This window comes from Desulforudis sp. DRI-14, assembly GCF_052618305.1.
The window spans coordinates 1-24,380 of record NZ_JBQXEZ010000029.1 but is presented as its reverse complement, the minus strand read 5'-3'; the positions used below and the strand labels follow the sequence as shown (position 1 = coordinate 24,380).

At 60.0% G+C, this 24,380-nt stretch carries 24 protein-coding genes; 7 read left to right on the top strand and 17 right to left on the bottom strand.

Going from position 1 to position 24,380, the window contains the following annotated elements; genetic code table 11:
• Positions 1-125 precede the first annotated feature (125 nt).
• The 3 genes from ACUM6F_RS11705 to ACUM6F_RS11695 form a co-directional block, all read right to left on the bottom strand.
• Positions 126-884: a hypothetical protein gene (locus tag ACUM6F_RS11705; RefSeq protein ID WP_445349336.1), complete on the bottom strand. Its 759-nt coding sequence runs from the start codon at positions 882-884 to the stop codon at positions 126-128.
• A 233-nt stretch (positions 885-1,117) separates the two neighbouring features.
• Entirely contained in the window at positions 1,118-1,591 is a 474-nt protein-coding gene (locus ACUM6F_RS11700) for a DUF6385 domain-containing protein (RefSeq protein ID WP_425620668.1), read from the bottom strand.
• A gap of 92 nt (positions 1,592-1,683) precedes the next feature.
• Entirely contained in the window at positions 1,684-2,367 is a 684-nt protein-coding gene (locus ACUM6F_RS11695) for a DUF6385 domain-containing protein (RefSeq protein ID WP_445349335.1), read from the bottom strand.
• Between the two features lie 133 nt (positions 2,368-2,500).
• Here ACUM6F_RS11695 and ACUM6F_RS11690 point away from each other — a divergent pair, with 133 nt between their 5' ends.
• From ACUM6F_RS11690 to ACUM6F_RS11670, 5 genes are all read left to right on the top strand, one after another.
• Positions 2,501-4,489 carry a glycosyltransferase gene (locus tag ACUM6F_RS11690; RefSeq protein WP_445349334.1) on the top strand — a complete coding sequence of 663 codons (1,989 nt, stop codon included), beginning with the start codon at positions 2,501-2,503 and terminating at the stop codon, positions 4,487-4,489.
• Positions 4,474-6,243, top strand: a complete 1,770-nt coding sequence (locus ACUM6F_RS11685; protein WP_445349333.1) for a glycosyltransferase — start codon at positions 4,474-4,476, stop codon at positions 6,241-6,243. Before ACUM6F_RS11690 ends, ACUM6F_RS11685 begins: the two co-directional genes overlap by 16 nt.
• The gene (locus tag ACUM6F_RS11680) at positions 6,240-7,703 is read left to right on the top strand and encodes a glycosyltransferase family 2 protein (protein ID WP_445349332.1); all 1,464 of its coding nucleotides are present in this window, start codon (positions 6,240-6,242) and stop codon (positions 7,701-7,703) included. The genes ACUM6F_RS11685 and ACUM6F_RS11680 overlap by 4 nt, the downstream gene beginning before the upstream one ends.
• Positions 7,697-9,262 (top strand): glycosyltransferase, encoded by a 1,566-nt coding sequence (locus tag ACUM6F_RS11675; RefSeq protein WP_445349331.1) that lies wholly within the window; start codon positions 7,697-7,699, stop codon positions 9,260-9,262. Before ACUM6F_RS11680 ends, ACUM6F_RS11675 begins: the two co-directional genes overlap by 7 nt.
• 131 nt (positions 9,263-9,393) lie before the next feature.
• Positions 9,394-10,140, top strand: a complete 747-nt coding sequence (locus tag ACUM6F_RS11670; RefSeq protein WP_445349330.1) for a class I SAM-dependent methyltransferase — start codon at positions 9,394-9,396, stop codon at positions 10,138-10,140.
• A 67-nt stretch (positions 10,141-10,207) separates the two neighbouring features.
• Here ACUM6F_RS11670 and ACUM6F_RS11665 read toward each other — a convergent pair whose 3' ends face one another.
• Positions 10,208-10,603: a hypothetical protein gene (locus ACUM6F_RS11665; protein WP_445349329.1), complete on the bottom strand. Its 396-nt coding sequence runs from the start codon at positions 10,601-10,603 to the stop codon at positions 10,208-10,210.
• Between the two features lie 111 nt (positions 10,604-10,714).
• Complete coding sequence (gene yabG, locus ACUM6F_RS11660) at positions 10,715-11,566, bottom strand: sporulation peptidase YabG (protein WP_445349328.1); 852 nt, start codon at positions 11,564-11,566, stop codon at positions 10,715-10,717.
• A gap of 129 nt (positions 11,567-11,695) precedes the next feature.
• On the opposite strand from yabG, the gene ACUM6F_RS11655 reads away from it, so the two are divergent.
• Complete coding sequence (locus tag ACUM6F_RS11655; protein WP_445349327.1) at positions 11,696-12,487, top strand: glycosyltransferase family 2 protein; 792 nt, start codon at positions 11,696-11,698, stop codon at positions 12,485-12,487.
• 249 nt (positions 12,488-12,736) lie between these two features.
• Here the strand turns inward: ACUM6F_RS11655 and ACUM6F_RS11650 are convergent, their stop codons facing one another.
• From ACUM6F_RS11650 to metG, 6 genes are all read right to left on the bottom strand, one after another.
• Positions 12,737-13,210, bottom strand: coding sequence for a ribonuclease H-like YkuK family protein (locus ACUM6F_RS11650; protein WP_445349326.1), 474 nt, complete (start codon positions 13,208-13,210; stop codon positions 12,737-12,739).
• A gap of 125 nt (positions 13,211-13,335) precedes the next feature.
• Positions 13,336-14,214, bottom strand: a complete 879-nt coding sequence (rsmA, locus tag ACUM6F_RS11645) for a 16S rRNA (adenine(1518)-N(6)/adenine(1519)-N(6))-dimethyltransferase RsmA (RefSeq protein WP_445349325.1) — start codon at positions 14,212-14,214, stop codon at positions 13,336-13,338.
• 120 nt (positions 14,215-14,334) lie between these two features.
• The gene (locus tag ACUM6F_RS11640) at positions 14,335-15,351 is read right to left on the bottom strand and encodes a ubiquitin-like domain-containing protein (RefSeq protein ID WP_425620656.1); all 1,017 of its coding nucleotides are present in this window, start codon (positions 15,349-15,351) and stop codon (positions 14,335-14,337) included.
• Positions 15,352-15,444: 93 nt separating this feature from the next.
• The gene (gene cobO, locus ACUM6F_RS11635; RefSeq protein WP_445349324.1) at positions 15,445-15,972 is read right to left on the bottom strand and encodes a cob(I)yrinic acid a,c-diamide adenosyltransferase; all 528 of its coding nucleotides are present in this window, start codon (positions 15,970-15,972) and stop codon (positions 15,445-15,447) included.
• On the bottom strand, positions 15,969-16,739 hold the full coding sequence (locus ACUM6F_RS11630) for a TatD family hydrolase (protein ID WP_445349323.1): 771 nt from the start codon (positions 16,737-16,739) through the stop codon (positions 15,969-15,971). The genes cobO and ACUM6F_RS11630 overlap by 4 nt, the downstream gene beginning before the upstream one ends.
• On the bottom strand, positions 16,740-18,284 hold the full coding sequence (metG, locus tag ACUM6F_RS11625) for a methionine--tRNA ligase (RefSeq protein ID WP_445349322.1): 1,545 nt from the start codon (positions 18,282-18,284) through the stop codon (positions 16,740-16,742).
• 237 nt (positions 18,285-18,521) lie between these two features.
• On the opposite strand from metG, the gene ACUM6F_RS11620 reads away from it, so the two are divergent.
• Entirely contained in the window at positions 18,522-18,788 is a 267-nt protein-coding gene (locus ACUM6F_RS11620) for an AbrB/MazE/SpoVT family DNA-binding domain-containing protein (RefSeq protein ID WP_425620652.1), read from the top strand.
• Positions 18,789-18,850: 62 nt separating this feature from the next.
• On the opposite strand, the gene rsmI is transcribed toward ACUM6F_RS11620, so the two are convergent.
• From rsmI to ACUM6F_RS11590, 6 genes are all read right to left on the bottom strand, one after another.
• Positions 18,851-19,717, bottom strand: a complete 867-nt coding sequence (rsmI, locus tag ACUM6F_RS11615; RefSeq protein WP_445349321.1) for a 16S rRNA (cytidine(1402)-2'-O)-methyltransferase — start codon at positions 19,715-19,717, stop codon at positions 18,851-18,853.
• Positions 19,714-20,520, bottom strand: coding sequence for a PSP1 domain-containing protein (locus ACUM6F_RS11610; RefSeq protein WP_425620650.1), 807 nt, complete (start codon positions 20,518-20,520; stop codon positions 19,714-19,716). The genes rsmI and ACUM6F_RS11610 overlap by 4 nt, the downstream gene beginning before the upstream one ends.
• 167 nt (positions 20,521-20,687) lie before the next feature.
• Positions 20,688-21,671, bottom strand: a complete 984-nt coding sequence (locus ACUM6F_RS11605; protein ID WP_445349320.1) for a DNA polymerase III subunit — start codon at positions 21,669-21,671, stop codon at positions 20,688-20,690.
• Entirely contained in the window at positions 21,668-22,294 is a 627-nt protein-coding gene (gene tmk, locus ACUM6F_RS11600; RefSeq protein ID WP_445349319.1) for a dTMP kinase, read from the bottom strand. The genes ACUM6F_RS11605 and tmk overlap by 4 nt, the downstream gene beginning before the upstream one ends.
• Positions 22,284-23,702, bottom strand: a complete 1,419-nt coding sequence (locus ACUM6F_RS11595; protein WP_445349318.1) for an aminotransferase class I/II-fold pyridoxal phosphate-dependent enzyme — start codon at positions 23,700-23,702, stop codon at positions 22,284-22,286. The genes tmk and ACUM6F_RS11595 overlap by 11 nt, the downstream gene beginning before the upstream one ends.
• 196 nt (positions 23,703-23,898) lie before the next feature.
• The coding region (locus tag ACUM6F_RS11590; protein ID WP_445349317.1) for a hypothetical protein at positions 23,899-24,380 on the bottom strand (482 nt) is incomplete at its 5' end.

Sequence of the window (24,380 nt, the reverse complement as noted above, 5' to 3'; positions counted from 1 at the left end):
CCCCGTACCGGTTAGCCCTCGGTTCAGTTATTGTCCCTTTGAGTGCTATCCCTTGAAAACCTGGGGTTTTTCCATAATTGACGGATCCGGCTTGCTCTTGCATATCGCTGGGCGGCACTGCCGCTTTACGGGCACGGGCTGGGCGGGCAGGGACCGATGAGCTGGTTGCCTCCGAAGACCGTGCAGACGGTGATGTTTTCGGGGTAAGGCCGGATGGCGGAAACCAGCAGGTTCTCAAACTTCCACAGCTTGTCGATAACCTTGAGACCGACTTCCACCCGCGGGCAGGTGGGGTCGGGAATGACCTCGCAGCTTTCGATGATGATCGTCTTGCAGGAACCGTCGATCAGCGTCAGCTCTTCCTGGATCGACGGGGTGCTGCCCGAGTTTCTCAACTGGCCATCCGGGAAGGTGAAGAACTGCGTGCATTCAAAGGTGACGGTGGTATTGATGAGAAAGATCATCGGCGGCGTGGTCGTCGTGGACTCCAGCACGACCTGCAGGCCGACCTCGTTTTCCACTCCGGAGCAGTCGGGCAGGAGGTTTTCCTCGGCGCAGGTCACGGTAACGTCCAGGCACGTGAAGGCGGCAGCGTTGGTGACGATCCGCCGCCCGCGGCAGTTGGCGGCAAGGGCGTCAACACCCGGCAACTGCAGTGAGACCGTCTCCTCGTGGACGCAGATCAGCCTGACGTCCTCGACGCAGATGTCGTGACACTCGCAGACGGCGGTGTCCTCCTGGTAGCCGAACGCCGCCCGCAAATCGGGATCGGTGAAGACGGCGCAACAGAGCGAACAGGAATCGGTCGGGTCAGTACATGTGGGAGGCACCTGTTGCGCGTATACGTCCCTGGCGCCCATTCCTGTGTACTTGGGACAACCCATATAGTTACTCTCCTTTCTCTCAGTGATGATCAGGGTCAGAAGCAGGGTTGATTGGCTAATCCTCTCTGACATCCCAGCTTCTGGTACAGCGTATTCGTAACCATCGCAACTTGTTACCTGGTTTCGATCTGTGTTTACAAAAAATTTGGGCTGCTTCCCGTATTAAAACCCACGCCCGTAGTTTCAGCTCCGGACCTAACTTATCCTCACACGTACCGGATTCTTTCCGGAGCCTAGCTCTGTCCTTGAAACCAGACAGTTATAACCGTACTGCTTCCAAGAATGTAGTTCTGATACTTTACACGGACGAACCGCAGAAAATACTGGGGAACGAGAAGACGGCTTTCGCCGCCACCAATGACGTACGAGAGTTCTTCAAAAGAATCCCATACGATATTATCGGGGCTTAATTGCGGCTGTACTACGACTGGGTTGGAGCCATGGTTTAAGACGAGCAGCGAAAAGGTCTTGATTTGGGCAATGTCCACCGGATTGCTGTAATTCTCAATGTCCGAAGTCACCAGGTCCCGTTCCACGTTGCTTGTAAAGCAGGGAACCGTGCACGGCACAATCGGATAGTAGGTGCCCCGGCAACTTACCTGAAGGGGCTGTACGATGATATTCGATTGTGCCCGGGCATCCCCTGAAAAAGACCGGACATGGATACCCTCGACGCTGACCCGCCTGGCCCCCAGACGCCTCTTCATAGTACTAACCTCCCACCAGCGGATACTTGAACAGACCCGGACTTGGGCAAACGGATGCGGGAGACCGTGGATCCCCGGTCTCCCGCTTCGCCTTAGGTTTGAGCCTGGAAGAAGATGTTCAGGGTTACCGCACTGTTGGAGTTGACAGCCGCATAGTAAACCCGGGCGTACTTGAGGAAGATGGACGCTACCACCGCATCAACCGCCCCCTGATTCAGGGTGACGGGACCGGCGTGATCGATCCAGTTGGTCGCATCGGGGCTTATCTGCAGTTTAACCGTCGCCTGGGCATTGGCGGCCAACGAGTTATTTACTACGCCGAAAGTGTAAGTCTTCCATTCCATAATATTGTAGGCCGTATCCGGAGCGCCGGCGGTACTTGAGAAATTGGCCACCGTGGACTGGACTTCTGTAGTCGCCAAGGTGGACTCCACAGCGAGGCCCGGACTGGTAATCAGCAGCCCGCTACTCGGCGGAGTGATCGACAGCCCGCCGCTGGGCGGGGTGATCGACAGCCCGCCGCTGGGCGGGGTGATCGACAGTCCCTCAGCCGGGGCGGTAACGGTAAGACCATTGGTCGGAGGCGTAATGGACAGGCCCCCGGTCGGCGGGGTGATCGACAGCCCGCCGCTGGGCGGGGTAATGGCCAGCCCCTCGGCCGGTGCCGTGACTACTGCCCGCCCCGAGGAATCGGTGTTGAGAGCCACGTTCTGGCTCCCGAAGATTTTTACGCGTGCCTGGTCGGCATTGTCCTGAAAGATTTTGAAGTTGGGCACCGTGTTTCCCCCTTTTGTTGGTTTTATGACCAATAATTACCTGGTCACCTTATCATATGTTATCGCAAGGTGGAACGACACTGATTCTTTTACATATATTGTCATAAGAATCTTCCGGGGGGATGCCTAGCCCATGCAAAACAGGATCAGCCTGTGTATGATTGTCAAAAACGAAGAGCAAAACATCCGACGGTGCCTCGGGAGTGTCGGTGACGCCGTGGATGAAATTGTCGTCGTGGACACCGGATCAACCGACAGCACCGTGGACATAGCCAGGGAATACGGCGCCCTTGTATATCACTTTACGTGGAACGGGAATTTCAGTGACGCCCGCAATGCTTCACTGGAACACGCCACCGGAGACTGGATTCTCTTTCTGGACGCCGACGAGGAACTTGCCGGGGAAAGCCGGGATGTTCTGCGCAGGATCACCGCCAGCAATGATATCGAAGGGTATTTTGTACGGATCATCAACTACCTTGGTAAAGAAGGATGGATCGAATCCTGCCCGGACCTGGTATTTCGCCTGTTCCGGAACCGGTCCGATTACAGGTTCCGGGGAGCCATTCACGAGCAGATTGTAGACGTTATTCTTGAGAGAAACGGCAACGCCCGGTATCAGGTCGCCGAAGATCTGGTCATTATCCATTACGGGTATCTCCATCAGCAAATCGAAACCAAAGACAAAAAGAACCGGAACCTGAGCATCCTGCAGCAAGAGCTGGCCGCCGCCCCGGATAACCGCCTGCTGCGCTACCATTATGGGGTGGAGCTCTACCGAGCGGAGCGCTACGCGGAGGCTGCAGCGGAGCTGGTCAAGGCGGCCAACGGTATAGACCCCCAGACTATTTACTTGCCAAAGCTGCTCCGTTACATCGTTCTGTGCTACCAGGCTGCCGGAATGCCGCATAAATCACTCGAAGTCGTGGACCTTGGCCTGCGCCTGTTTCCCGATTACGCCGACCTATACTATTACGGTGGCCTGTGCGCCATGGAAATGAAGAAATACGCCCAGGCCTATGACTTTTTCCAAAAGGCCCTGGCAACCCCCGAACAACGGTCCTACTACGCCCCGTTCAGCGGACTCCGGGGTTTCCGCTGCTACTATCAGCTTGGGCGGGTGGCCGAAATCTTTGCCAATGCCGAAGAAGCCATGCGCTTTTACGTGTTGAGTCTGCGGGATAACCCCTCCTTTGTTCCGGCCCTGGAACGCATCACCGCCCTGCTGGAACCGCAGAAAGACCCGGTCTACGCGGAGAACTGCCTTAACCAGCTCTGCGAGTTTTGCACGCCGGAAGCCAACCTCCTGATGGGGAAAATCCTCTTCGGGCTGTCAGCCTACAAACTGGCCCTAAAATACCTGGAGCGCGGCATCGATGCGGGGGCCGCATCGCCTGAAACGGAGCTCTGGAAGGCAATCTGCCTCATTCAGGAAAAACGCCACCTTGAGGCGTTGCGTATACTAAACAATTTCGACCCCCAGCACCATCTGTATCCACTGGCAACGTTGAACAGGCTGCTTTGTTTCTGGTTGCGCGGAAATCGCCGGAAGTCAAGACAAATAGCGGATGAACTGTTTGCCATGGGGCTTTCCGCTGAAACGGGAGCAGTTGTCGAACTCTTAAGAGACTCCTCCGGTCGCCGCCGGACCAGGCCGGTATCGCTCGGCACCGAAGGGATGAACCTTTTGCTGGACATTGTGGCGCGCGCCCTCGACCTTGGAGAGGTGGGGCTTGCCACATCTCTTCTAGAAAGGCTCGATAAGGGGTCCTTAAACCAGAACGCCGGGGTGATAGGCGAACTCTTTTATCGTTATGACTACCTCGAAGAAGCCGAACGTTACCTTAGTCTTCGGCTGGACACTGAATCCGAAAACGTGTGCATATTGTCCACGCTGGCAGAAATAAAGCAAAGACAAAATCTATACACCGATGCTGCGGATCTTTATCATAAGACGCTGGCGATGGAACCAGGGGAGCCGCGACATTATGTTAAATTGATCAGGCTCTACGAAGAAATGCGCCGGCGAACTCTCGAAGAAGCAAGGACCCGGTACCCCGAGGTTCCCGTCTTCCGGACGCTTCTTGAGGAGGCACAACTAAAGACATGGATAACACCATAGCCCTGGTAATGATTGTGCGTGATGAAGAGGCCCATCTCGAACGGTGTTTGAACAGTGTCAAGGATGAGGTTGACGAAATCGTCATTGTTGACACCGGCTCCAGGGACCGAACGTTAGAACTCGCCCGGCACTATACCCAGAAACTCTATACGTATCAGTGGACGGGAAATTTTAGTACCGCCCGGAACTATGCGATTGAAAGGGCCTCCAGCGGATGGATCCTGTCCCTTGATGCCGACGAGGAATTGGACGTTGCCGCCGGGGAGTTGCGCGCTCTCGTTCAGAACAATAACGGGTGCGAAGCCTTCTTCCTTCCGCTGTTCAGCCAAGCCGACGAGACAGGCTCCTGTTTCAGCCGGTCACTGGTACTAAGACTCTTCCGCAACCTACCCGATTACCGCTTCAGTGGCCGTATCCACGAACAAATAATGATTGATCGCCCAGGGGTAGTAGGGATTACGGACGCCCCGGTTATCTGGCACCGGCCGGTAGCAGCAAAAGAGCGCAACCAAAAGCGCGCCCGCAACCTCAACCTGCTGCTCCAGGCCGTGGAAGCCGACCCGGCCAATTCCTTCCTGCAGTACTACCTCGGGCTGGAGTGGCTCGGCTTGCAGAAACCCGCGCGGGCCCTTGAATGCTTCCAGCGAACTTGCCGTGAGCTGGACGACAGCAACGTACTGTTCAGGGCACCTGCAGTCTTGTACCGGGTTCACTGCCTTAAGGTCCTGGGGCAGCTCGACGAGGCTCTCTGCATTTGCCTCGAGGAGTCTTCCCGTTACCCCTCGTACAGCGATCTTTTCTTTGAAGGCGGTGTCCTGCTTGAACTGAAAGGCGAGTACGCGGTGGCTATCAGGTGGTTTAAGGAAGCCCTGAATTGTGGCACACCCCCTCCCCTGTTTACCCACACCGTAGGAACGGAGGGTTTCTTAGCGCTATACCATCTTGGCTACTGTTCCGAGCAGCTTGGACAATTAGAAGAGGCATGTGATTATTATAAGCAAGCCCTGGCTGCAAACCCGGACTATATCTACCCCCTTTACAGCCTTTTTCTTCTCGAACGTTACAGGAGCGCGCCGCCGGATGTGTTTCAACACTTCAGAAAGACCGGGTATCTCCGGACGTTTCAGCAAGCGGCTGCACTCGCCGAGCTGTTCTTTGCGTCGGGCCGCCCGGACATAGCCCTGCTGTGCCTCAAAGAATGCCCATCGTCCTGGGACTGCCGCTACCTACCGCAAATTATTCGCTTCTCGACCTACGGCGGGGAACCCGAACACGCTCTCTCCCTGGTGAATGAATTCGAGGCCACTTGCAGGATATTTGACGTCTCCGTTGCCGTTCACCGAATTGTCGCCCTGCTGCTTGTGAACGACTCCCCGACCGCCCGGAAACAGGCACTAAGACTGTGGCGCAAACCAGAGCAGCGCAGCGAGGCCTGGGCGCTCTTGAACCTGGTCTCCCTCTGCAGCGGGCATACCTGGTGCGGGCGTCCGGAGAAACCCCGTGAACGGGCAGTGATCAAGCTTGTCCTGGACATCCTGGAGGACTGTTTGCGTTCCAGCGCCGCGCCTATCGCACCGGGCGATCGCCGGGAGAAGGTCGATTACGCCCGCCTGGCAAAGGCGGCAATGAAGCTCTTGGCGGATCTTTCCGCTGAGGGCTGCACTGCGTTGACAGACTACCTGAAAAGCAAAGCCGAGGCTTTGAGGCAGACGCTTGACAAACAGCACAGGCTGGCCAGGAGGTTGTACAAGTGAGTTCGCCTTCACTGAGCCTCTGTATGATCGTAAAGAACGAAGAACACTCTATTGGCTCCTGCCTGACCAGTGTCCGCAGCCTGGTGAATGAAATGATCGTCGTCGACACGGGCTCAACCGACCGGACCAGGGAGCTGGCGCTAGCGTTTGGCGCCAAAGTCTACGACTTTAAGTGGGAAAACGACTTCTCAGCCGCCCGGAACTACGCCCTTGACAGGGCCTCAGGCGACTGGATCATGGTTCTGGACGCCGACGAAGTGCTGCAGCCGGTCGACCCGGAAATCCTAAAACCTCTTCTCGAAGCGCCCGGTGTGGAGGGGTATTATGTCTTTATCCAAAGCTATGTCGGCGACGGGGCCATGGTTGCCCCCGACCGGGTCGTGCGGCTGTTCAAAAACAAACCCTGGTACCGCTTTGCCGGAGCCATTCACGAACAGGTTGCCGGCAGCATCCGGGAGCACAACCGTGGCGGCGGGCTGGCTTTTTCCGACCTGGTCATTCACCACTTCGGGTACCTAGCACACCAAGTCGGTTTGAAGCAGAAACACCGCCGTAATATCTCGGTCATCGAGAAGGCGCTGGCGGCAAAGCCCAACGATCCTTTTCTCCTGTTCAGCTTGGGTACAGAATACCTCCAGCAGGGCGAAATCAGCAAGGGAGCGGAGCAATTGGAGAAGGCCTTAACCTTGATGCGCGGGACAGAGGGGTATTTCCACAATGTCTTGACCTCTCTGGGATTAGCTTTTCTTCAGTCAGGTGAGATGGACCGCCTTAATGCGTTCTTGGACAAAGCCGGTCGGATGCTGCCTGATGACCCCGATCTGAATGCGATAAGAGGGATGGCGGCTCTCCGTGCCGGTGATGGAGCCCAAGCCGCCCTCGCGTTGAACCTGGCTTTGTCCGGAGGCAGCAAGGTCCTTCCAAGCCATAGCATTCACTCTCTCCTTGGAGACGCATGCCGGATGGCGAAACGGTACGAAACTGCCCGGGATCACTACCTGCAAGCCCTCCGCCTGGCGCCGCACGTTATTTATCCCCTTACGCAAATCCTTGAGATGATCGGACGGGAACAGGTTTCGCCGGAGTGGGTGAAACTCGCCCGCTTAATATCCCCGGGGCAAAAGGAAAGCTTGGTGAAAGGACTGCTTGATTGCGGGGAAAGGCACCTGGCCCTCGTAACGGCGCTGCTCGCGGTAGTAGAATCCGCAGCCGCAGGTGATCCCCGACAGTTGGCCAAGACATGCGAAACATCCCGCCGCATCGCGGAGCAGTTGTATGACAGCGGCCCAACGGCCGGGCCCTGCCATAAGTACCAGCTGGTGGGCACCGCCATAATGCAAGTACACGCCGAGGCTGCTCAAGCCGGGCTCTCCTGCCCTCTGTTCAACCCCATCAAGGGACTTCTCGAACAGGCCTCGGCAATGCTGGAATTGCAAGCTAGGAGGTTAATGATGTGTTGAAGGTCCTGGTTGCCAGTCCGGTGCGCCAGAAACCGGCGGTATTAAAAGAATTCCTGTGGTCCCTGGAACAGCTCGAAACCACCGGAATGGATCTCGCCTTCGTGTTTGTTGATGATAACGACGAGGAAAGCGATCTGCTTAGGAATTTCGCGGCAGGCAGAACTAATGTTCGAATCTTCCGGGGCGGAACGTCCGAAGAATACCGGTGCGACGAGAACACCCACCACTGGCGGGACAGCCTCGTTTGGAAGGTGGCCGCCTACAAGGACAGGTTCATCGACATGGCGAAAGACGAAGGCTTTAACTTCCTGTTCCTCGTCGACTCCGACCTTGTGCTGCACCCTAAGACTTTGATCCACTTAGCCGGGCTGGGTAAAGACATCGTTTCGGAAGTGTTCTGGACCAGGTGGCAGCCTGAACTGCCCCCCCTGCCCCAGGTCTGGGTAGCCCACGACTACCGGTTGTACGAGGCACAGAGAGACGAGGTATTAGATAACGACGAGATGGTGCGGAGAATAAGCGCCTTCCTGAAGATGCTGCAGCAACCGGGCACTTACAAGGTCGGCGGGCTCGGAGCCTGCACCCTTATCAGCCGCAAAGCGATCTTGATGGGAGTCTCTTTTAAAGAAATCTATAACCTGGACCTCACCGGGGAAGACCGCCATTTCTGCATCCGGGCCGCCGCGCTGGGCCTGGAACTGTACGCCGATACCTACTACCCGCCGTACCACATCTACCGGGAGTCCGAACTGGCCGGGCTTGAGGCTTATAAAAACCGCCACTTTTCAGCAGCGCCACAACCCGCATCGCAGGAGGCCCTACAGGTTAAAGTCCAGGCCGCCGGCCGCCGGGCCAAAAGGGGAAGCAGGATCACCCTCGCCATGCTGGTCAGAAACGAAGCCGGCCGGTACTTGGAAAGGGTTCTCAAACACGCCGCCCGGTACGTCGACAGCGCCGTCATCCTCGACGACGCCAGCGACGACAACACCGTTGAAGTATGCCGCACAGCCCTGGGCCACATTCTCCTGACCCTGGTCAGCAACGGCGAACCGTCTTTCAGCAACGAAATCGTCCTGCGCAAGCAGCTATGGAACCTAGCCGTCGGCACGGACCCGGACTGGATTCTCGTCCTTGACGCCGACGAGATCTTCGAAGACCGTGCCGTACAGGAACTCCGGGGACTTGCCGCAAACCCTGGCGTAGAGGTGTACTCTTTCCGCCTCTACGACATGTGGGACGAACAACGCTACCGCGAGGACGCGTACTGGACAGCGCACCGCTACCACCGGCCGTTTATGGTGCGGCACGTCCCCGGTTTTAACTACGAGTGGCAGGAAACGCCCCAGCACTGCGGCCGTTTCCCCAGGAATATAACGCAGCTTAAAGGCGCCGCTAGCGACCTGCGGGTGAAACACCTCGGCTGGATGAAACCGGCCGACCGCCTCGCCAAGTATTACCGCTACAAGCAGCTCGACCCCCAGGGACGGTACGGGATAATGGAGCAGTACCTCTCCATCCTCGACCCGAAGCCCAACCTGGTCGCCTGGACCGAGGATTAGAGGGCGGCGTCGTGATCCTACGAAAACCGGTTCGATGCCGTCATCCGGCCAGACAATGCCGGGTCCCGGGCGTCGTATTGCCCGGCAAACAGCGAGAGGCCTTTTGAGGCCGTAAATTCGAGGTGCAGATTATGTCCGATACGTTGACATCCCGTTTTTTTGTGCAATCCGACCCCGTAACGAGGAAGCTCGTCGTCGACATCCCCAGGGAATGGTGGAGCAGGTTTTACGAGTACGAGTGGGCCAGCCGGTTCTGCGAGAGCGGGGACGTAGCCCTGGACGCCGGCTGCGGCCTGGGGCACCCGTTCAAATTCCACCTCGCCGACGTCTGTCGGGAGGCGCACGCCTGCGACCTCGACCCGGCGATCCACATGCTGAACGACAAGGATCATCTCGCCCGAACCTTCCGCGATTTCGGCTGTCCCGACCCGGACGGCCTGGCCCGGCGCTATCTAAACAAGGTCCGCTACGCCTGCTGTTCCATCACCGACCTGCCCTACGAAGACAAAAAGTTTGACAAGGTGTACTGCATTTCGGTGCTCGAACACCTCCCGGTCAGGGACATATCCCTTTCGCTGCGGGAGTTTCAAAGGACGCTGAAGGACGACGGGCTCATCGTCCTCACCCTGGACTACCCGACCGTCGATTTGCGGCTGCTGACGTCGGTGGCGGCGGAACTGGGTCTGGCCTTCGCGGGCGACGTGTCTCTCACGAAGCCGGCCGACGCCGTCTATTCGCGGCTGTACAACCTCTATTGCTTCCGGGCCGTCCTGCGCAAACAGCCTCAACGGCCAAAATTCGAAGAGCCCGAACCGCCGAAACATCAAGAACCCGAACGACCGAAACCGCTCTATTTACTGCAGCTTCTAACGTCGTGACAGCAGTTACGCAGAGCAAAAAAACAGGGCTTCCTTGCGGGGAGGCCCTGTTGAACATCCTTTAGAATTAAGAGAGCAAAGCGCCGAACGGTTTATAAATCACCACGCCCAACCCGTCGGTGATCACCAGACTGTGCGGGCCGTCGTCCATTCCCTCGACGAAACAGGTCAGGATAAACATCTTCCTGGCGTTGTACGCCTTGCGAAAGCGGCGGAGCATCAGTTCGTCGAGGTTCGCCACCTCGGCCACCGGCTCGTCGCCGCTGAACACCTGCAAAGTGTAGCGCCCGTCATCCTGGGAAACAAAGTTGACGCGGACGGCGGTATGGTTGTCGTCGTGCACCCTCGCGGAGACTCGCGCGACAAGCTTTTTGGCTTCCGCCAGCGCCCGCTCCTTTTCCAGGTAACGGGCGCCGATCACGGGAACTTCATCGATCAGGGTCAGGGCAACATCTCCATTCACCAGGCACCCTCCTTTCTGTGGCATGATATGCCATAAAAAGAAGAAACGCCCCCAGTAAAACCCTAATGCATGCAATGTTTTCCAAAAGTATATTGCATGGGCATACAGTATTCAATACGCTGACTTCGGCGCCCCCATGCGGTACTTGCCCTGCGTGTCGAGGCCCCCTATGCCGGGATAGCCGGTGATTGTCGACTCGATCACGCTTTTCAGCGCCACGGCCTTGGACACGGGTGTATAGGCCACTTTTTCCACGATGAAGACCGGGTCGAAGGCGTGGATTAGGACGCGCTCCGGTGAACTGGCAAAATTCGCCCCGGCTTCGAGAATGGCTTCATAATAGGACTGGCAGGCACCCGCGAAAATGACCAGGTCGTCGCGGTTTTTTTCCCACTGCCGGGCGGCCCGGACCGCCTCGACAAAGTAAGCCGAGCTCCTGTAGTTCTTCATATCCCGGAAGTTGCTCGCCCCCTTGGCCAGGGCGTCATGTCCCGTCAATACCAGCAAATCGGGCCGGTGCTTTTGCAGCAGGAGCACCACCTCTTTCGGCTGCCTCTCCTCCGGAATGTGGTAACCGTCGGCGGGCACGCCAAGCTGCTTATAGGTGGTTATGCACAAGTCGAGGTAATCGCCGTCCCCGTCGATGTGCAGGACCCTTCCGGGAACGTCAAAAGTCTGTACGTCCGTGCGATTTAAACTCCTGATCTGTTCACTCTCACGGCGCTCAAAACAGCGCTTCACAAGCTCGCCGCTCGACTTCATGACTTTACGCCAGTACTCGGCGACCTCCGCCGGGCTGATCTTCTCCAGGTCATCCACGGGCGCGTCGGACACCAGCCGGATGTCCAGCCCACGGAGGATGGCGTAAGGCACTTTATCCCGCTCAAACAGTTCGACAACCTTAAAGTAGATGTCCTTGTTGTAAGACTTCCGCCCAACGATGTCGCCTATTGCGATATCCACGCCGGCAAGCCCCCTTCTCGTTTTTTCCATAATATGCCGGGAGAACGTTCGGGGTGACTTGCCCAAGCACAACCGGTAGCGTAATTCCTTATCATGGCATGCGGGTCTTTTCAAACAAGGAGGAATCGCATGCTCTGCGCGGTAATCCCCATCAGAAACGAAAGAGGCAGCATCGGTCACGTCATCCGCGCCGTCACGGCTGCGGGAGCGGACCGCGTCATCACCGTAATCAACGGCTGTACCGACGGCTCGGCGGCGATTGTTCTGGAGCACGGCAGAGACGGCCGGGTGTTGCCGGTATACTTTAGAGAGCCGCTGGGAATCGACGTGCCCCGCGCCGTAGGGGCGTCACTGGCCAAAGAGCTTAACGCGGCGGCTGTCCTGTTTGTCGACGGCGATATGCAGGGCGTCAGCGCGCATACGCTGCAAGAACTGTCTGCAGCGATCCTGGACCGGGGCTGCGACTGCGCCCTGGTCGACTGCTACCCGCCCGACGGCTCAAAAACCCCCGCTTCGCCTCTGGCCCTGTATCTGATGAAGATAAGGACGCTGCTCAACGCAGCAGCGGGCCTCGACCACCTGGGGGCGGCAACGCCGACTCACGGGCCGCACGCCTTGAGCAAACGCTTCCTGGAAAACGTTCCGCTGCGCGAACTGGCCGTTCCTCCCGTTGCCGTAGTCATGGGTGCCCAAGCCGGGCTGAACTTCTGCGTCGCCGCCGCCGTCCCACACGAGGCCCTGGGCTCGCCCAACAGGAGCGAGCGGCACGTCACCCGGCTGGCCGAAACGATTATCGGCGACTACATTGAGGCTTTCTGCGTCCTGCAACAAAAGGAAAGATCCCGCAGCCTGCGCGGCCGCACCTATGAAGGATACAACAGAGAGCGCCGGTTTGATATCTTGGAACACATCATTGCCTGATAAAGCTTAAGGCATTGACTACTAAACAAAGCACTAGGAGAGTGCCGCAAAAAGCCAATACACTGGTTTTGGTATAGGCATCTCTAGGGTACGGCTATGCTTCGGAAGTTAGCCTTAAGACCGCTCAAAAAGAGGTCCGAGGCAATTAGAAAGCGATCGCATCCGCGATCGCTTGAAATCCTGCCTTCTATTCCAAAATCCTACATTCTACCACCCTACATCCTAAGTCCTATGTCCTATGACTTACGTCTATTTCGTATGCCGGTCGGCCACCGAGGAGGCGCCGTAGGCGTCGGGCTTAATCTTGGCGTTAAACCCGCTGCCCGTGACCATGCCCACGACCTCGCGGATCAGGTCCTTGGTGTCCCCATGGCTGCCAACGTCGATGTGGATCTCCACCTGGTGTTCGTCCAGCCCGGCCTCGGCGCAGTGCTTAGCGATGATCCCGCCCAGTTCCAGGCTGAGCGCCGTTTCAAAAAAAATCTTCTGCCGGAGGCTCTTGATCTTCCTGTGCGTGCGCTTGCGGTAGAAATAGCGGGCGCCCTTGCTCAAACGGTGGACGATGACGGCCGTGATGAAGCAGGTCTGCCCCTTCATCACCTGCGAATCCGAGCCGATGATGATCTTGTACTGCGAATTCGGCAGACCGGCGATATAGGAGCGGATTTCGTCCATCATCTCCTCAAAGGAAAGCCTTCCCTTGGTGGGACTGGTTAGGTACATGTTTAAAAGCACCTTCCCTCAAAAACGCTGAAAACTTCGTCGAAGGCCGTTTCTCCATCCTCCACGTTTGGGCCCTCTCTCTTATCACGCTCGCTTCACAAGATTCCCCAAGCCTTACACTACTATTATAGCAGTTCCTCGCCGTGCTGCAATTCAGCCCAGGCGTCCGCCAGCCTGGCAAACTCATCCAGGGTGAGTGTTTCGCCGCGGCGGGCGGGATCGATGCCTGCCGTTTCGGCCAGCGCCGCCCACTGCTGTTTCGCAAGACCGAGCCCAGCCGCCTCCAGCGCCTTGGGAAGCATCTTCCGCCTTTGGCTGAAAGCCGCCCTGACCAGGCGGAAGAAGGCAGCCGCGTCGGCCACCTCGACCGGCCTATCTCTTAAGTTCAGGCGGACGACCGCGGAATGGACCTTCGGCGGGGGGAAGAAATTCCCCGGGGCAACGCGGCAGACCACCCGCGGCTCCGTATAGAACTGGACCAGAACGCTCAGCGCGCCGTAATCCTTCGTCCCCGGGGCGGCGACCAGTCGCTCGGCGACCTCTTTCTGCATCATCAGGACCATCACTGCGGGGCGGGGCTCGTTTTCCAGGAACTTGGCGATCAGGGGACTGGTGATGTAGTAGGGCAGGTTGGCCACGACCTTGAAAGGGGGAGCCAGGTGCCGCTCGCGCAGCACGGCGGCGTAATCGAGCTGCAGGGCGTCGGCGTGCAGCAGTTCGACACCGGCCAGGCCCTGCAGGGTTTCCTCCAGGACGGGCAGCAGCGTGCGGTCCAGCTCCACGGCCAGGACCCGCGCCCCGGCCTCGGCCAGGGCCCGCGTCAGGACGCCCAGGCCCGGCCCGATCTCGACAACCACGTCCCCGGGAGCAATCCCCGCCGCGGCGACGATCTTCTCCGTTACCCCGCGGGCGAGCAGGAAGTTCTGCCCCAGCGCTTTCTTGGGGTGAAGGTTGTGCCTCGCCAGGATCGCCCTGGCCCTGGTTGCCGCCGTCTGCTCCCGCACCGCGATCTCCTTACCATTATATCCTTGCCATTATATCTACAAGCAATGAAAGAGTGGGCTTGGTTTTTCCTAGTACAAGCCTAATTCTGCCTAAGAGCCCTGTCAATGATGATTCAATGCCTACTCCAAAACATAAACGTTAACGTCCCTGACGCCCCACTGCAGCGCCACCTCGCGCGTGGTGAAAAAGACATCGATCCGGTTGCCCTTGATGACGCCGCCCGTGTCCATGGCGCGCGCATACCCGTAACCCTCGACGTACAGCTCGGTGCCCAGGGGGATCACGGCCGGGTCGACGGCGACGATGCCGGGGGCGGGGTCGACCCCGGTGGCGCACTTGTAGCCTGTATACGTGTAGGCGGTGGCCCGCATGGTAATCACCGCCGAGTAACGCGGGACGCTGCCGCCGCGGGAGACGTCCTTCATTCCGACCATCACGACCTTGTCCCGCGGGTCTTTGACCCTAACGCGCTGGCCGGGCTCGCGTTCCACGGCCCGCCCGTCGTGGTAGGTAACCTTCCACTCCTGCAGATCGAGGCCCGGCTCCCCTTCCCGGACGACCTGCGAAAGCCCCACAAAAAGGTGGGGGCTGGTCACGCGGCGCACCCGAAAAGGTACGGGGACGCCGGTCCGCTCGGTGCGGACCTCGACGCGGGTGACCTTGATGACCGTGTCCTTTTGCAGCCTGCTCGCCGGCAAGGGATAAACGATGTCTTGAGCCCCCAGGCGGACCCCGCAAGCCTCGAGCGCCTGTCCCACGGTTTCGACACGGCTGACCGTCCTCACCTCGGTCCCGTCGACCAGGATCCTCACCTGTTTAGCGCGCAGGATCCTGATCTCCATTCCCTCAGCCAGGCGGGCCGCCGGGCCGGGAACAACGACGTCCCGCTCCCCGAGGGTAATGCCTTGCGCCGCGAGGAGCTGCCCCACCGAACGGCAGTAAGTCCTGACCATCCTGGTTTCCCCGCCGTCCGACACGGTCACCCGGACATCGGTCCACAGGACCGCGGCGACCCCCAGCAACAAAACAAACAGCCCCAATACCGCCAGAACCCGCGGCAGCCGGGAAGGGCCCACGGTTTCGGCGACGTAGGGGCGCGCTATGTATGGATAAAATTGGATTTCATTCCAAGTCATGCCTATCACCCGGTTACTATCTTCGCCGGGAGAAAAGGCGTTCCTTTACGGAATTATCGTCAGGCTCCGGCAGTAATCGCCACGGCTCACGCCTCAGAACTCAATGCCTGGCTGCGCAGCCACCCCATGGTCGTAGGGATGCTTGACACATTTCATGTCGGTAACCAGGTCGGCCATGTCGCATATCGTTCGGGGAGCGTCCCTCCCGGTGAGCACCAGGTGCTGCTCCGACAATCTTTCCCGAATTAAACGCCGCAGGTCTTCCTCTGACAGCAGCCCCAGTTGCAGGGCGCAGAAGACCTCGTCGAGGATGACCACGTCCCATTCAGGGGACTTGACGGCCTTCTCGGCCTCCAGGAAGGCCTCGCGCGCCGCCTCGCGGTGGGGCGCCAGGGCGCCGGGGCTCTTGTCCCTGATCAGGCCCAGGCCCAGGGAGCGCAGCTCGAAGCCGTCAAGCTTCCGGCAGGCCGCGCTTTCCCCCGTCGGGAAGGCCCCCTTGATGAACTGCAGGCACAGCACCCTCATGCCGTGCCCCCAGGCCCGCAATCCCAGGCCGAGGGCGGCCGTGGTCTTGCCCTTGCCGTCCCCGGTGAAGACAAATACCAGCCCTTTACGCGTCACATTTCCCCCTCCTTGATGCCGAAAAAGCGCAGGGCGTTGGCCGTCGTCAGGGCCGCCAGCTTTTCCGCCGTCGTCCGGCGCAGCTCGGCCACCATCGCCGCCGTATAGGGCAGAAAGGCCGGCTCGTTGCGCCGGCCGCGCCTGGGAACGGGCGCCAGGTAGGGCGCGTCGGTCTCCAGCAGGAGCCTCTCCGCTGGCACCCTCCGGGCCACATCCTTTAGGTCGGCGCTTTTCGCGAAAGTGACCACGCCGGAAATGGAAATGTAACAGCCGAGACCCAAGAAAGCCTCAGCCCAGATCCAGTTTCCCGTAAAACAATGCATGACGCCGGGGCCGGGAGCCTCTTTCAGGATCGCCAGCGTGTCCTCCTCGGCCTCGCGACAGTGCACGACGACGGGCAGGCCCAGCGCCCGCGCCAGCAAAAGCTGGGCCCGGAAGACTTCCCGCTGGATGTCGCGGGGCGAATGGTCGTAGTGATAGTCCAGCCCGATCTCCCCGATGGCCACGATCTTGGGGTGGGCCGCCAGGGTCTGCAGTTCGTCCAGATAATCTTTTCCCGCTCTGGCGGCGTCGTGCGGGTGGACGCCGACGGCCGCCCGGATGCCGGGGTATGCCTCGGCGATCTCCACCGCCTTGCGGGACGAAGCCATGTCACTGCCGATGGTGACCAACCCGGCCACTCCCGCCTGGCGGGCACGGGAGATTACTTCATCAAGATCCCCGGCGAAGGACGCGTCGTCCAGGTGACAGTGCGTGTCGACCAGCATCTATCCGGCCTCGACCTCGATGCGCGGAAAGAGCGGCTCGCCGCGGGCGATCTTCGTCCCCGCGGGCGTCCTCCCCCACGCCAGCGATTCCCAGGTCTGCAGGTCAGGGCGGTCGGAGAGGCCGAGCTGCTGCCAGGCCCGGGCGGCAAAACCGGGCATGAACGGCGTCAGCATGATCGTAATGAAACGGTAGGCTTCGGCCAGGTTGTACATTACGGTATTCAGCCGCTTTTTCTGTGCGGGGTCCTTGGCCAGGCTCCAGGGAGCGGTCTCCTCGATGTATTTGTTGGCCCGCGACACCAGCCGCCAGGCCGCGGCCAGGGCGTTCGAAAGCTCCAGGCCGTCCACCAGCCGGGCCACTTCGTCGGAGGCCTCCAGGGCGATGCCGACCAGTTCGTTGTCAAGCGGGTCCCCTATCGAAGGAGCCTCGACCACAGCCCCTTGGTATTTCGTAATCATTGCGGTGAGGCGACTCAAGAGGTTCCCCAGGTCGTTGGCCAGATCAATGTTGATCCTGTTGATCAGGGCTTCCTCGGAATAGTAACCGTCGGCTCCAAAGGGCAACTCGCGGAGGAGATAGTACCTTATCGCATCGACCCCATACTTGTCGATCAAGACGTGGGGATCAACGACGTTCCCCTTGGATTTGGACATCTTCCCGCTTTCCAGGAGCAGCCACCCGTGCCCGACCACCCGCTTGGGCAGCGGAATGCCGGCCGCCATCAGGAGGATCGGCCAGATGATGCAGTGGAAACGTATGATATCCTTCCCGACCAGGTGGACGTCGGCGGGCCAGTAGCGCTCGTAGAGGCTCGAGTCTTCGCTGTTGTACCCCAGGGCGGAGATGTAATTGGTCAGGGCGTCAACCCACACATAGATCACGTGCCGTTTGTCGAAGGGGACCGGAATGCCCCAGTCGAAGGTTGTCCTCGACACGCAAAGGTCTTCCAGCCCCTGTTTGATGAAGCTTACGACCTCGTTGCGCCGGGTGGGCGGCTGGATAAACCCGGGGTTGGCCTCGATGTGCGCAAGGAGCCTGTCGGCATACTTGGACTGGCGGAAAAAGTAACTCTCCTCCCGCGTCAGTTCCACCGGCCGCCCGCAATCCGGGCAGTTCCCTTCCTTCAACTGGCGCTCGGTCCAGAAAGTTTCGCAGGGCGTGCAGTACCACCCTTCGTAAGCCGCCTTGTAGATGTCGCCCTGCTCGTACAGCCGGGTGAAAATCTCGGCGACCACCCTCTTGTGGCGCTCTTCGGTGGTCCGGATGAAATCCGAGTACTCTATGCCGAGGCGTTCCCAGAGGTGTTTAAAGCCCGCCACGATCCGGTCCACGTACTCCCGGGGGCTTTCGCCGTGGCTTTTGGCCGCCCGCTCGATCTTCTGGCCGTGTTCGTCCGAACCGGTGAGGAACCAAACGTCGTATCCCGTCAGCCGCTTGAAGCGCGCCACCGTGTCGGCGGCCACCGTGGTATAGGCGTGGCCGATATGCAGGTTATCGCTGGGGTAGTAGATGGGTGTCGTGATGTAGAACGTCGGTTTGGCCAAAACCAATCCTTCCTTCTTCTGTAAGTGTCGCGACAATTCTACCTGAGTTGGCTCTTTATTGTCAAGCTTTCCCGGAACGCGTGCCGAGATTGCGCTGGTAATTGAAAAACCTGTCAAGTTATGCCAGGAAAATGTAAAAAAGGTATTGACTTATAATGGAATGCTTGGTACCATTTACTTGCAATATTTTGTTGGACTTTGTCGAAGACTCATTTTATTTTTTGGGGAGGGGAAGCGTTGAAATCTACAGGTATTGTGCGTAAGGTGGACGAGCTTGGACGGGTGGTGATTCCCATCGAACTGCGGCGCACGCTGGGAATCGAAGAGAAAGACGCCCTGGAAATCTACGTGGACAACGAAAAGATCATCCTCAAGAAGTACGAGCCTGCCTGTGTCTTCTGCGGCAACGCCGGCGACGTCCAGTATTACCGCAACAAGCTGGTCTGCCGCGAATGCGCCCTGGCGATGGCCGAGAAGGCCCAGGCTAAGGTGCAGGCTATTTAGTACATAGGCTTTTTAAAGACAACAACATCAAAAAGAGGGGCCCAAAAGCCTCTCTTTTTGTTTCAGCTTGTTTCGGTATTCTTTCCGGACCGTTCCCTCGCGGCCACCAGGGCGTAAACCTCGCGCTTGGGCATCCCCAGCCTGCGGGCCGCCAGCCTGATGGCCTCGCGGCGCTCCTCGCCGTTCTCCACCAGCCGTTCCACCTCGGCCGCCGCATCGGCCTTGGAGGGCACCGTCCCGGAAGCCAGAGCGGTGTTCCCCTCCACCACCAGGGTGAACTCCCCCCGCGGCGGGTTGGCCCGAAAATGCTCGAGCGCGGCGCTCAAGGTCCCGCGAAAAACCTCCTCGTGCAGCTTGGTGAGCTCCCTGGCCACGGCCGCCCGGCGCTCGCCGAAAACCTCGCGCAGTTCCTCCAGCGTCTTAAGGACGCGGTTCGGCGACTCGAAGAAAACCAGCGTGCGCCTCTCCAGGGCCAGTTCTTCGAGAAGCTTCTTGCGGCCCTTGCGGGGCAGGAAACCCTCAAAGACGAAACGGTCGGTCCGCAGCCCGGAGGCGACCAGGGCGGTAACGGGGGCCGAGGCGCCCGGGACCACGACCAGCGGTATCCCCCGCTCCACGGCCCCCGCGACCAGCAGGGCCCCGGGGTCGGAAATGCCCGGCAGACCGGCGTCGGAAACGACGGCCACCGATTTTCTCGCTTCCAGGGCCGCCCAGATTTCGCCGGCCCTGCGATCCTGGTTGTGGGCGTGATAGCTGATCAGGCGGGTGCGGATGCCGTAGCGCTGGAGCAGCTTTTGCGTCTGCCGCGTGTCCTCGGCGGCGATGAGATCAACTTCCTTGAGGACGCGCAACGCCCTCAAGGTGACGTCCTCCAGGTTGCCGATCGGGGTCGCGCACAGGTAAAGCGTTCCGGGCCGCTGATCGTTCATTTCCCGACTATCTGGATCTCAGGCAGCGGGAACTCTTTGGTATGCTTGGACTCCTTCAGTTCCACGCTGACCGTCTTCTTGAAGATGTTGACCCCCGTCACCTTGCCCTCGCCCAGCGGCGTAACGACCTTGGTCCCGCTGTCCGGGAAGCCTTCCCGGGCGTCTTCGTAAGCCTCGTTTTCGTATTTCAGGCAGCACATCAGGCGCCCGCAGATGCCGGATATCTTGGCGGGGTTCAGCGAGAGGTTCTGATCCTTGGCCATCCTGATCGAAACGGGCGTGAACTCCTGCAGGAACGAGGCGCAGCAGAGCTCGCGGCCGCAGCACCCCAGCCCACCGATTATCTTGGCCTCGTCGCGCACGCCGATCTGCCTCAGCTCGATGCGCGTACGGAACACGGCGGCCAGGTCACGGACGAGATCCCGGAAATCGATCCGGCCCTCGGCCGTGAAGTAGAAGATGATCTTGCTCCCGTCGAAGGTGTAATCGACGTCGACGAGCTTCATCGGCAGCCCGTGGGCGGCGATCTTGTCCTGGCAGATCTGAACGGCTTCTTTCTCCTTCTCCTTATTCAAAGCGAGATGCTTCATGTCCTCGGCGTCGGCCTTGCGGATCACCGGCTTCAGGGACTGCTCGGCATCGACCGGCCGCTCCTCGGCGCGCGTCACGACGATGCCGTACTCGATGCCCCTGACCGTCTCGACGATCACCCCGTCGCCCGGCGCAAGTTCCAGGTACCCGGGGTCGAAGTAATATATCTTGCCTGCCGGCTTAAATCTGACTCCTACTACTTTCCCAGTCATGTATTTCCTCCTCCGACCAAGCGCTGGGTACGGCGACTCATACTAAAGGCATCGGGCACCGGGCTTTTGAGCTGTGGTGGGTTGAAATCCTTACCCTATCCCAATGCTCAACGCTGAATACTCAATGCTTTATGATCAGTACCCCTTCGCTCTATGGACTAAGTTGACTAAAACCTGCAAGAATTCAGTTTAAGCAACAGGTTATCGATTACCAGCCGCGGGTTGACGTTCGCCGCTACCAGATGCCTGGCCTCTTCGACCGCCCTGACGGCCGCGGCCAGTTCCAGGCTCGTCAAGCGGGCGCTCTGGCGCCGGATCTCGTCCAGGTCCTGGACGTTAACGATTGCCTCTTCGCTGGCCGTCTCCTTCCACAGCAAAACGTCCCGCAGCCAGTGCAGCAGAAACTCCAACCTTTTGTCGGCCGTTTCCCGGCCCCCGAACTCTTCGGCGATTTCCAGGAGCCTGGTTACCTTAAGTTTGCCTATCTCCCCCGCCCACCTAACCATAGCCCTGTAAGGCTCGGCGTCCTCGCCGTTCCCCGCGGCCAGTTCGAGCGCCCGTCCCAGGCTTCCCCCGGCGCGCGCGGCCAGGACGGCGGCGCGCGGCCCGTCAACCCCCGCTCGCTCCAGGCCCTTTCGGATTTCCGCCCGGTCGAGCGGGCGGCAGGGCAAAGGCAGGCAGCGGGAACGAACGGTTGCCGGGATCGCTTCCAGGCGGTCGGCGGTAAGGATGAACACCACCTGGCCGCCGGGTTCCTCAAGGATTTTGAGCAGGGCGTTGGCCGCCTCCAGGGTCAGCCTCTCCGCCCTCTCCAGGGACACCACATGGCGCCGGCCGTACGGTTTATAGCGCAGGGCCTGCTGCAGGCCGCGGGCGTCGGCAATGCCGAGGGTCTGGCCTTCGGTGCCGGGGACGTGCCAGTCCGGGTAGCTGCCGGCGGCGGCCAGGCGGCAGGCGCGGCATCTTCCGCAGGCGCCCTCGGGTTCAGGGCTCTCGCAGAGCAGGGCGCGCACGAAGGCCCGGGCCAGCGTCCTCTTGCCCACCCCCGGCATCCCCCAGAAAAGGTAGGCCTGGGCCACCCGCCCGCCGGACAGGGAGGCCTGCAGCAAGCGCTTGACGACTCTCTGCCCCAGCACGTCCGAAAACCTCAAGGCCGCAAACCCTCCACCCTGGCCAGGATCGCGGCCGCGAGTTCCGCGGGGTCGGCCGCCGCGTCCAGGACCTGGTAGGCTTCCGGGCACCGCGCCGCCAGTTCCAGGTAGCCCTGCCGGACACGGCAGTAGAAAGCTTTTTGCTGCAACTCCATCCGGTCCCGCGCCCCGATCATGCGCCTTGCGGCCAGTTCCACGTCGAGGTCGAGAACAACCGTAAGATCCGGGTAGACCCCTCCCGTCGCCAGGTCGTTGACCCGGCGCAGGAACTCAAGGTCCAGTCCCCGGCCGAACCCCTGGTAAGCGAGGGTGGAATCGGCGTAACGGTCGCACAGGACATAGTATCCCTTCTGCAGGGCCGGGACGATGACCTCGCGGACGCACTGGGCCCGCGCGGCGGCGTACAGGAAAGCCTCGGCCTGCTCGACCATCTCGGTGTAAGCGGGGTCGAGCAAAAGCCCCCGGATGGCCTCTCCCAGCCGGGTTCCGCCGGGCTCGCGGGTGATCAGCACGGGGCAACCCCTCTCCTGCAGCGCCTTGCCGAGGAGCCCGAGCTGGGTCGACTTCCCCGTCCCGTCGATCCCCTCAAAAACAATGAATATGCCCTTCAAATTATCCCCCATCAACGACCTTGATGGTCGAAAGCGTTCCTTCGTCTCCCGGGAAAGGCCTTTTCAGCTTTTGCAACTCTAGCATGTATTCTACCATTTCCGGGGTTACCTCTTCACCTTGAATCAGTAGGGGAATTCCCGGCGGGCTGACGCAGAGCGTCTCGGCCGCCACCTCGCCGACGGCATTCTCAACTCGGACCGTTTTCCACGGCGCCGCCCAGGCCTCCCGGGGCGTCATCCGGCGCGGCGGAAGCGGGGGGCGGACGTCACAGGCTATCCCCTTCCACTTCCTCCCCGCAAGTTCACGGACGGCCCGCAACAGGGCGCGCACCTCCGGCAGCCCCGTGCCCGGCCCCACCACGGCCAGGACGCCGGCCGCCGTGGCCAACTCGACGTTGACGCGGTACCGGCGCTCGAGGACGGACGACAGCAAATACCCGTCCATGCCCCGCGCCCGCAGCGAGAAAAAGACCTTCAACGGGTCGGAGCCGCCCGGGGGCGATTCCCGGACCTCCACCCCCGGTATGGCGCGCAAGCCGTCCCGCAACCGCGCGCCCACCCCGACCGCCCTTCGAACCAGTGATGCTCCTCGGACAGCCAGCTCGCGGCGGGCTAGGTCGAGGGACATCAGCAAAAGGTAGGACGGGCTGGATGTCTGCAGGAGCCTGACGGCCCGGGCCAGCCTTTCCTCGTCAACCAATCCGTCCCGGACGTGGAGCATCGAGGCCTGCGTCAGGGCCCCGCCCATCTTGTGCAGGCTCATCGCGCAGGCGTCGGCCCCCTGTTCCAGCGACGGGCGGGGTAGGCCGGGGTGAAAAGGGAGCAGCGCCCCGTGCGCCTCGTCCACGAGCAGTGGAAGCCCGCGGGAATGGACAAGGTCGACAACGCCTTTGGTCAGGCCGGAACGGCCGCAATACGCGGGATGAACGAGGAACACCGCCCGCAGGTCCTGATGCCGTTCAAGGCAGGCGGCGATCGTTTCCTCGCCGGGCGGGACGGGGAGCCCCCACTCGTCGAACCCGGCGGGGAGATAGACGGGATCGGCGCCCGTCAGCACCAATCCCGCCACCGCCGACCTGTGGACGTGGCGCGGCAGTAAGACCTTGTCGCCCGCCCTCAGGCAGGCCATAAACATCGCCTGGATGCCCGCCGTGCTACCGTTAACCAGGAAAAAGGTGCGGTCGGCGCCGTACAGTTCGGCCGCCAGTTCCTGCGCCCGCGCGATCGGCCCCGTCGGGCAGGACAGGTCGTCCAGCCCCGGCAGCTCGGTCAAATCCAGCGACAGCAAGCAGCCGCCTTCCCGCCGCAGCGCGCGGGACGCGCCGCGGCCCCCCGCGTGCGCCGGCACGTGAAAGCCGGCGTACCGCCGCCGCCGGTGCCCGACCAGCGCTTCGTAAATAGGCGCGCGGGATTGGTCCATGTCAACCCCCCGACCACTTTAAGCATTGAGCATCGGACATTGAGAATCAGGATATCAATACCAAATAATTTAGGAACCGGCAATGCCGATTCCTCTGCGACACCTACTGCTAAATACTTAAAACTATTAGGCGACCGGCCGATTCCCTACAATGAAACTGGTATTTTCCATACGGGAATGCCTTCGAGTCCTACAGTTACTGCTTACATCCTAAGAGAGACCTAAAGGTCTCCCTTTTTAATGCACAGGTTCTTTTCCCCCCTCCTCTTCTTCTCCTCTTTTTCTTTCCTTCCTTTCCTCCCTTTTCTTTTTTTCCCCCTTCTCTTCCTTCTTCCCTCCTCCTTCCTTTTTTCTTTTCCTCTCTTTTTTTTCCTTCCCCCCTTCTCCTCCTTTTTTCCTTTCTTCTCCTCTTTTTCCTTTCCCTCTCCCCCTTCCTCTCCTTCCTTCTCCCTCTCCCCCCCCTCTCCTCTTTCCCCTCCTCTCCTTCCTTCTCTTTTCCTCCTCTCTCTCTTTCCTCCCCCTTTCTTCCTCCCGCCCTTCCCTGCCTCCCTTTTTCCTCCGGCCGCCCCCCTTTTTCCCGGCCCTCGCCCTGGTTTCCGGCTTGCTCCCCCCTCCTCTGCTCCCCCTCTCCCTTTTTCGCCCTTGCCTGCCCCCACTCGGTCTCGGCCTCTCCCCGCC